General features: G+C 70.7%; 5 protein-coding genes. 4 read left to right on the top strand and 1 reads right to left on the bottom strand.

What is annotated here, in order from left to right; genetic code table 11:
• Positions 1–178 precede the first annotated feature (178 nt).
• Positions 179–754, bottom strand: coding sequence for a helix-turn-helix domain-containing protein (locus U9980_RS07655; RefSeq protein ID WP_322767295.1), 576 nt, complete (start codon positions 752–754; stop codon positions 179–181).
• A 273-nt stretch (positions 755–1,027) separates the two neighbouring features.
• Between U9980_RS07655 and U9980_RS07650 the strand changes: the two genes are divergently transcribed.
• The 4 genes from U9980_RS07650 to U9980_RS07635 all read left to right on the top strand — a co-directional run.
• Positions 1,028–1,345 carry a hypothetical protein gene (locus tag U9980_RS07650; RefSeq protein WP_322767294.1) on the top strand — a complete coding sequence of 106 codons (318 nt, stop codon included), beginning with the start codon at positions 1,028–1,030 and terminating at the stop codon, positions 1,343–1,345.
• A 102-nt stretch (positions 1,346–1,447) separates the two neighbouring features.
• Positions 1,448–4,168, top strand: a complete 2,721-nt coding sequence (locus U9980_RS07645; RefSeq protein ID WP_416210184.1) for a bifunctional FO biosynthesis protein CofGH — start codon at positions 1,448–1,450, stop codon at positions 4,166–4,168.
• Between the two features lie 898 nt (positions 4,169–5,066).
• Positions 5,067–5,306, top strand: coding sequence for a WhiB family transcriptional regulator (locus U9980_RS28490; protein WP_416210185.1), 240 nt, complete (start codon positions 5,067–5,069; stop codon positions 5,304–5,306).
• Positions 5,307–5,405: 99 nt separating this feature from the next.
• Positions 5,406–7,377: glycosyltransferase (locus tag U9980_RS07635; protein ID WP_322767292.1), on the top strand; the 1,972-nt coding region annotated here is incomplete at its 3' end.

Raw genomic sequence — 7,377 nt, 5'->3', positions numbered from 1 at the left:
GACCCCGCCTGGCAGGCCGACTACCAGGCCACCCGCCCCAGGGTCGAACGCAAGATCAGCCATTTGATGCGCCGACGACACGGCGGGCGCTGCGCCCGGGTCCGCTACTTTAGGTCATCTGTCGGAGGGTCATGAGCATTGTTACGCACCGTCAGCTACCGAGAGAAACGCCAGCCACCTAGGGCGCGAGGGCCGCTTGTGCCCGCTCGTGCGGCTGGCGGGTTGTGAACGCCGCCAGCAGGTAGCGCACGAGGCTGCTGGTGGGTCGCGCGGGAGCAGGGTTGGCTAGGCCACCTTCGATGGTGGCCACGACCGCGTCCGCGGCGATTTCCCGGTCGGGTTCGGCCACCCGGTCTGTGACCGTGGCCAGCGCGAGGTCGTGAAGCCAGGCGTGCAGTCGTTCGTGATACTCCATGACCGCGGCTGAGTGTGGCGCTCGTTCGGCCACGCACGGGTGCAGGGACCGTCGGCGTTCGACCGAGTCGAGGGCGGCGAACAACTTCGCGGCCGGGTCGCCGGTGAACGTGTCGATCCGGTCGACCTCACCGTCGAGGAGCCTGTTGAGGACCGCGGCGAACGCGTGGTCCTTCGACCGGAAGTACCAGTAGACCGAACCCGGTTCGATGCCTGCGGCCCGTGCGATTTCGGCGATGGATGTGGCGGCGAAGCCCCGGGCGAGGAACTGCTGTTCAGCGACGGCCAGCAGCGCGTCAATCCGCTCCTCGCGCGGAACTTCCTGGCGGTTACGCGGCACCTGATCAGCTTAACGACCCCGGGCCCCGCGGGTCGCGGGAAGGCGGGTTGCCCGGGTCTACTGATCGTGCCTGAACGTAGTGGATGATCTTATTGTCTTCTATCTCTTGATTCTCCTTCGAGAGAGTGGTGAGACTGAGGGCGTGCGCCGACCGGCGCACCGGATCAGCGCACCGGATCAGCGAGTGGTGCCAGGCGACCGCACGTCCGCCACGGCGTTTGTCGGCGGCCCCGACATCCCGCACCCGGTGCTGAAGCAGCGGAAGGACGGTCCATGCCTGAGAACATCAAGAAGCCGCCGATCGTGATGAAGCCGGTGATCGCATTGAAGCCGGTTCCGATCGTGATGAGGCACAGCCTCGACGCTGTCACCGCAACCCTGGCCCGGGCGTTGGCTGGCGCGCGCCATCCGCAGGTGGAGGCCGCCAGGCGGTCTGAGCTGCGCCAGCGGGCGGGCCGGTCCCCGACGCAGCGCGACGCCGCGTCAAAGCGTTGCGACCAACTCGCCGCCCGGTGCCGTACCTACCACACCCTTGGCGTCGTTGGTGGGTTCCGCGCAAGCAGCCCACCGTGTCCGGGTCGGACGGGATGACCGGCTGACCCGGGGTCTCCTGGCGCCTGCGGGCCGGCGGACGCTGTCGACGGCGCCGACCGCAGGAGACCGACAGATGATTATTGGGGTTCGGGTGAGCAAATGACGAAATCATGGAAGTCGGACAGCGGTTCGGACAGCGGTCCGGACAGCGGTGGCGCGCGTGAGTCCGCACGGCCGGTGCCGGCCACCATGCCGGCCACCATGGCGGACCCGCTGGTGCCCGGTGCTGCGGCCCTGCGCCGTGCGCTGCGGCGGGCCCGTGACGGCGTGGTCCTCGACGCGGTGGAGGCGGCCGTCCTGATGGCCGCCCGCGGGGAGGATCTCGCTGACCTGTCCCGGTCGGCCGCGCGGGTCCGTGACGCGGGCCTGCGCTCCGCCGGGCGTCCGGACACGATCACTTACTCGCCCAAGGTGTTCATCCCGCTGACCCGGTTGTGTCGGGACAGGTGTCACTACTGCACCTTCGCGACCGTCCCGCAGCGGTTGCCCGCTCCCTTCCTGACCCTCGACGAGGTCGTCGACATCGCCCGCCGGGGTGCGGCGGCCGGCTGCGCGGAGGCGTTGTTCACGCTGGGTGATCGTCCGGAGGACCGCTGGCCCGCTGCACGCGACTGGTTGGATTCCCATGGCTATGACTCGACCCTGGGATACCTGCGGGCCGCGGCCATCGCCGTCCTGGAGGAGACAGGGCTGTTGCCGCACCTGAACCCGGGTGTCCTGTCCTGGGCGGAGCTGGCGCGGCTCAAGCCGGTCGCGCCGTCCATGGGCATGATGCTGGAGACGACCGCGGCCCGGCTGTGGTCGACGCCGGGCGGACCGCACTACGGCTCACCCGACAAGGAGCCGGCGCGCCGACTGCGGGTGCTGGAAGACGCCGGTCGCCTGGCTGTGCCGTTCACCACCGGCCTGCTGCTGGGGATCGGCGAGACTCGCGTGGAACGGGCCGAGACCCTGTTTGCGATCCGGGGTGTGGCCCGACGCTACCGCGGCATCCAGGAGGTGATCGTCCAGAACTTCCGGGCCAAGGACGACACGGCGATGCGGGGCGAGCCGGACGTCGGTGCACAGGAACTTGCGGCCGCGGTCGCGGTCGCCCGGCTCGTTCTCGGGCCGTCCGTCCGCATCCAGGCACCGCCGAACCTGGTCGACGTCGACGAATGCGCGCTGTTGCTGGCCGCGGGCATAGACGACTGGGGTGGGGTGTCGCCGGTCACACCGGACCACGTCAATCCCGAACGCCCCTGGCCGGCGGTTGAGACGCTGGCCACGCTCACGCGGGCGGCGGGCTTCGCGCTGCGGCCGCGGCTGACCGCCTACCCGCCATATCTCGACGAACCCTGGCTGGACCCGCGGCTGCGATCCCATGTCGACGCCCTGGCCGGTCCGGATGGTCTGTTGCGGGCCGGAGCCGCCGCGGTCGGCCGTCCATGGCAGGAACCCGACGGCGGCCTCGCCGACGGCGGCCGGGTCGATCTGCACGCGGCCATCGACGTCACCGGCCGCCAGGCCGACCGCCGAGCGGACTTCGCCTCGGTGTACGGCGACTGGGACATCCTGCGCGAGCAGGTCAGCGCAGCCGGCACGGGTGCTGACGGGGTCGTCGGCACGGGGGCGCGTGCGCGTGCGGGGGCGCCGGTGCGTCTGGACGACGCGGAGCGGACCGCGCTGCGCCACGCCAGCGGTGACCCGGCGGGGATCAGCGACGCGGACGCCCTGGTGCTGTTCGGCGCGGCCGGCACGGCCCTGGAGGAGCTCTGCCGGCTCGCGGACGACCTGCGCCGGGACACGGTCGGTGAGGACGTGACCTACGTCGTCAACCGGAACATCAATTTTACGAATGTCTGCTACACGGGGTGCCGGTTCTGCGCGTTCGCACAGCGGCGCAACGACGTCGACGCCTACACCCTGTCCCAGCAGGAGGTCGGTGTCCGGGCCGAACAGGCGTGGGCGGTGGGCGCGACCGAGATCTGCATGCAGGGCGGCATCCACCCGGACCTGCCGGGGACCGCGTACTTCGAGCTGGCCCGCGAGATCAAGCGGCGGGTGCCCGGTCTCCACCTGCACGCCTACTCTCCGATGGAGGTCGTCAACGGCGTCACCCGGACCGGTCTGTCCATCCGCGACTGGCTGACTGCCGCTCGTGAGGCCGGTGTCGACTCGATCCCCGGAACGGCCGCGGAGATCCTCGACGACGACGTGCGATGGGTGCTGACCAAGGGCAAGCTGCCGACCTCGACCTGGGTGGAGATCATCACAACCGCGCATGAGGTGGGCCTGCCCTCCTCGGCCACGATGATGTACGGGCACGTGGACACACCGACGCAGTGGGTGGCTCACCTGCGGCTGCTGCGCCGCATCCAGGAGCGTACCGGGGGGTTCACCGAGTTCGTGGCGCTGCCGTTCGTCCACCACAGTTCGCCGATCTATCTGGCCGGCGTGGCCAGGCCCGGTCCCACCGTCGGTGAGAACCGGGCGGTGCACGCGATGGCCCGGCTGTTGTTGCACGGCGCGATCGACAACATCCAGTGTTCGTGGGTGAAGCTCGGTCCGGACGGCTGTCAGCAGGTCCTCTGTGGCGGGGTCAACGATGTCGGTGGAACCCTCATGGAGGAAACGATCAGCCGCATGGCGGGTTCCGAGCACGGGTCGGCCCGATCCATCGCCGAGCTGGAGGCTATGGCAGCCGAGGCGGGCCGGCCTGCACGCCAGCGCACCACGACCTACGGAGCCGTCGGCGCGGAGCGGTTCGCCGCGGCCCGCCGGGATGTCGTGGCCGAGCCATCCGCCGCCGCCGGCAGGGTACTTCCGATCATCTCCTGACGGGTCCTGGGTCCCGACTTCGTCGTGCCGGTGAGTTGATCGACTGTCTTGCCGGACAATGGTTCCAAAGCTGGGGTCTACCGTCGGGATGCCGGGCCGGGCCGGGCCGGGATCGCCGCTCGCGGGTCGTTGCACCGGCGGCGACGGCCTGCGTTCAGCTCCGGTGTCCCGGTGTCCCGGTGTCCCGGTGTCCCGGTGTCCCGGTGTCCCGGTGTGGGTGGCCGGTCGCTGAGCTCGTCGGTCGGCGCCTCGGTAGCGCCGTGTCCACAGAAGTCCGGTGGATGGGAGGAGATGTCATGAGAAGGACAATTCATGACGGATTTATGCAATTCCGGACGGTAAGATGGGCTGGTCAGGGGGTGCGAGGGGCTGATGTGTGTCGCTCAGGGCTGCGAACAGGGACCCTCTGTAATGACATCTTGCTACCGTGAGCTATTGTCTGATCGCTGGTTGTAGAAGATGTTGCGCTGGTGGGGTTGACGTCGCCGAGTTCGGCGCGTGTAATTACCGGCGTGTCATTTCCCCCGCCGGTGGGGAAAGTGCGATAAAGCGCTTGCCCCACCGGTGTGGACACCAGTCACCTGCGCGCCGGCGCCCGGGGGGTGGCCGACCGCACCGCGACGGGTCTGGAGGAGTCCACATGGAACGCACCGACGCGGGCGCCCACATCGTCCTCGCCGAAACGCACCGGTCACGTACCGGGTTGTCCGCCGGGGCGGCCGTTGACCGGTGGCCAGGGCAGGCCGACCCCGGTCACCAGGCCGGTGGGGAGCTGATCGCTGTCGAATTTGATCTAAATGCGGCCTACGACGACGAACCTGCCGAGTCGGCGCATGCCGATGACGCGGCAACCGTCGAGCATCGTGATCATAGCTCGGCTGATGTCATCAAGATCGGCATGGACGACGTCTTCGCGGACCCACCGGAGTGGCAGGAGCGCGCACTGTGCGCCCAAACCGATCCGGAGGCGTTCTTTCCGGAGAAGGGCGGCTCGACCCGCGAGGCCAAGCGCATCTGCTCGGGCTGCGAGGTCAGGGACGAGTGCCTCGAATACGCGCTCGAAAAGGATGAACGGTTCGGGATCTGGGGTGGGATGTCCGAGCGGGAACGGCGCCGGTTGCGCCGCCGGGCGGTCTGAGCGTCCCGCCGCGGAAGCTGGCTGGAAGCCATCCGGCGCGTGGTGACCGCTCGGTCGCATGCAACGGGCGCCGCACCGACGGCCGGGCCGAGTCCGTCCGTGCCGGGTCGTGGCCCGGACCGCACTGCGGTCGGCCTGGATGCGGTCAATCTTGATGCCGTCGATGTGGTCGCGCTTGTGGTGATGTCGGCGCCGGGACCGGCACCGTCACGCAGCGCGCTGCGCGGGCAGACCCGCGTGCCGGACCAGGTGATCATGGTGGAGGTGGGCGGGGACGATTCGCCGGGGCGCACCTACGGTTCCATGGTTACCGAGGCTCTCGCGATGGCGGGCACGGCGCCAGCCGAGGGATTTCTGTGGTTGCTACCCGCTGATGCGGTGCCGGCCCCCGACGCGCTGGAGCGGTTGCTGACCTATGCCCTGCTGGACCCGGGCGCCGCCGTGATCGGCCCGCACGTACTCGACCGGGTGGACCGCCGGGTGGAAGTCGACGACGCAGGGCACGACACCGTCCGGGACGTCCTCGCGGTCTCACTGACGGGCGCGCTTGTCAGCGCCCGAGCATGGCATCTCCTCGGCGGGCTCGACCCTGAGCTGCCTACCGCGTTCGACATCGACTTCTGCTGGCGGGCGTGGCGCGCAGGGATGCGGGTGGTGGTTTTTCCGCCCGCCACGATCCGCCGTGCGCCGGCCGTCGGCGGCGAACGGGACCCATGCCTCGACCGGCTCGACCACCGGACAGTCCGGCGGGACGAGCTGCGGGTTCGGCTGGCCAACATCGGGGCGGCGCGGGTTGTGCCGGCGTGGCTGTGGCTGGTACCCGGCGGGCTCGCGCGAGGTGCCGGGGCTGCCGCCCGGGGCCGGGCCCGGCGTGGGCGTGCTGAGGTGGCCGCGGCTGTGGAGGTGTTCAGCCGTCCTGGTTGGCTGCGCCACGCGCGCCGCCGTCGGGCAGCGTGCGCCCGGGTGCCCGCGCGTGCCCTGCGTCCGCTGTTCACCGCCCGGGGCAGCCGGTTGCGCGCGGTCTGGGAGCCGCTGTCCGGTCTTTGTGCCCGTCTTGGATGGGCGGGGCAGCGTGAATGGGCGGGGCAGCGTGGCCGGGCGGGGCAGCGTGGCCGGGCAACCGGGCCGGGGCTGGTCCTGGCCGCAGCGCTCGCTGTCGTGACGATGTGCGCCGCACGTTTCCTGGCGGGTCCCGGCTGGGGCCCGGGGACGGCGGGCTTCGGGATGCCCGGGGTTGCCGCGCCGCTCCCGCTGCCCGATGGTGCCGGCGACCTGTGGTCGGCCGTGCTGTCCGGTTGGCGGCCCGGTGGGCACGGTAATCCCGGTGTTCCCGGTATTTTCCAGTCGACGGTGCATGGCACGCTGCCGGCCGCGCCGTGGCTGGTGGTGCTGGCCCTCCTCGCGACTGTGCTCGGCGGCAAACCGTGGCTCGCCGCCGATGTCGTCCTGCTCGCCGGACCGATGCTTGCGGGCCTCGCCGCCTATGTCGCGGCTGGGCACCTCCGGCGCGGCCCGGGCGGGCCGCTCACCGGCCAGCGGGCGTCGACGGGCCGATGGGCGGGTGATCATTGCCGGGTTCGAGCGGTCATCGCGGCGGGATATGCGCTCGGCCCACCCATGACCTGGGCGGTTGCCGTCGGGCGGGTGGATGTCGTCCTTGCGCTGTTAACGGTCCCGGGTGTACTCGCGGCCGCGGTGCCGGTGGTGGCGGGTCCGGCGCCGCCCGGGTCTGCGAGCAACCTGGGATGCGGCTGGCCCGCCGCTCGTGGCCTTGCGGTGCGGCTGCTCATCGCGGTCATGTGCTCGCCGTCGCTGTTCGTGTCCGCCGTGGTCGGCCTTGCCGGTGGAACCCTGGTGCTGCGTCGCGCCCGCCGACTGCTGTTCGTGCTCGTCCCGGCCGCCGTGGCGGCGGTCGGGCTGTGGCCCTGGCGCAGGGCGGTGATGGACGATCCCGGTGCGCTGTTCACGGCGGGAACCCTCGGCATGCGTGACCCCGCATCGGGCTGGCTTGGCGGGTCCATCCCGGCTTCGGCGCAGGCCTCCTCCGATCTGACCTCCTCCGATCTGACCG

This window comes from Protofrankia sp. Cr1 (genome assembly GCF_963555865.1).
Classification (GTDB): Bacteria; Actinomycetota; Actinomycetes; order Frankiales; family Frankiaceae; genus Protofrankia.
The sequence above is the reverse complement of the archived record's forward strand: the minus strand, read 5'-3'. Positions and strand labels throughout refer to the sequence as shown.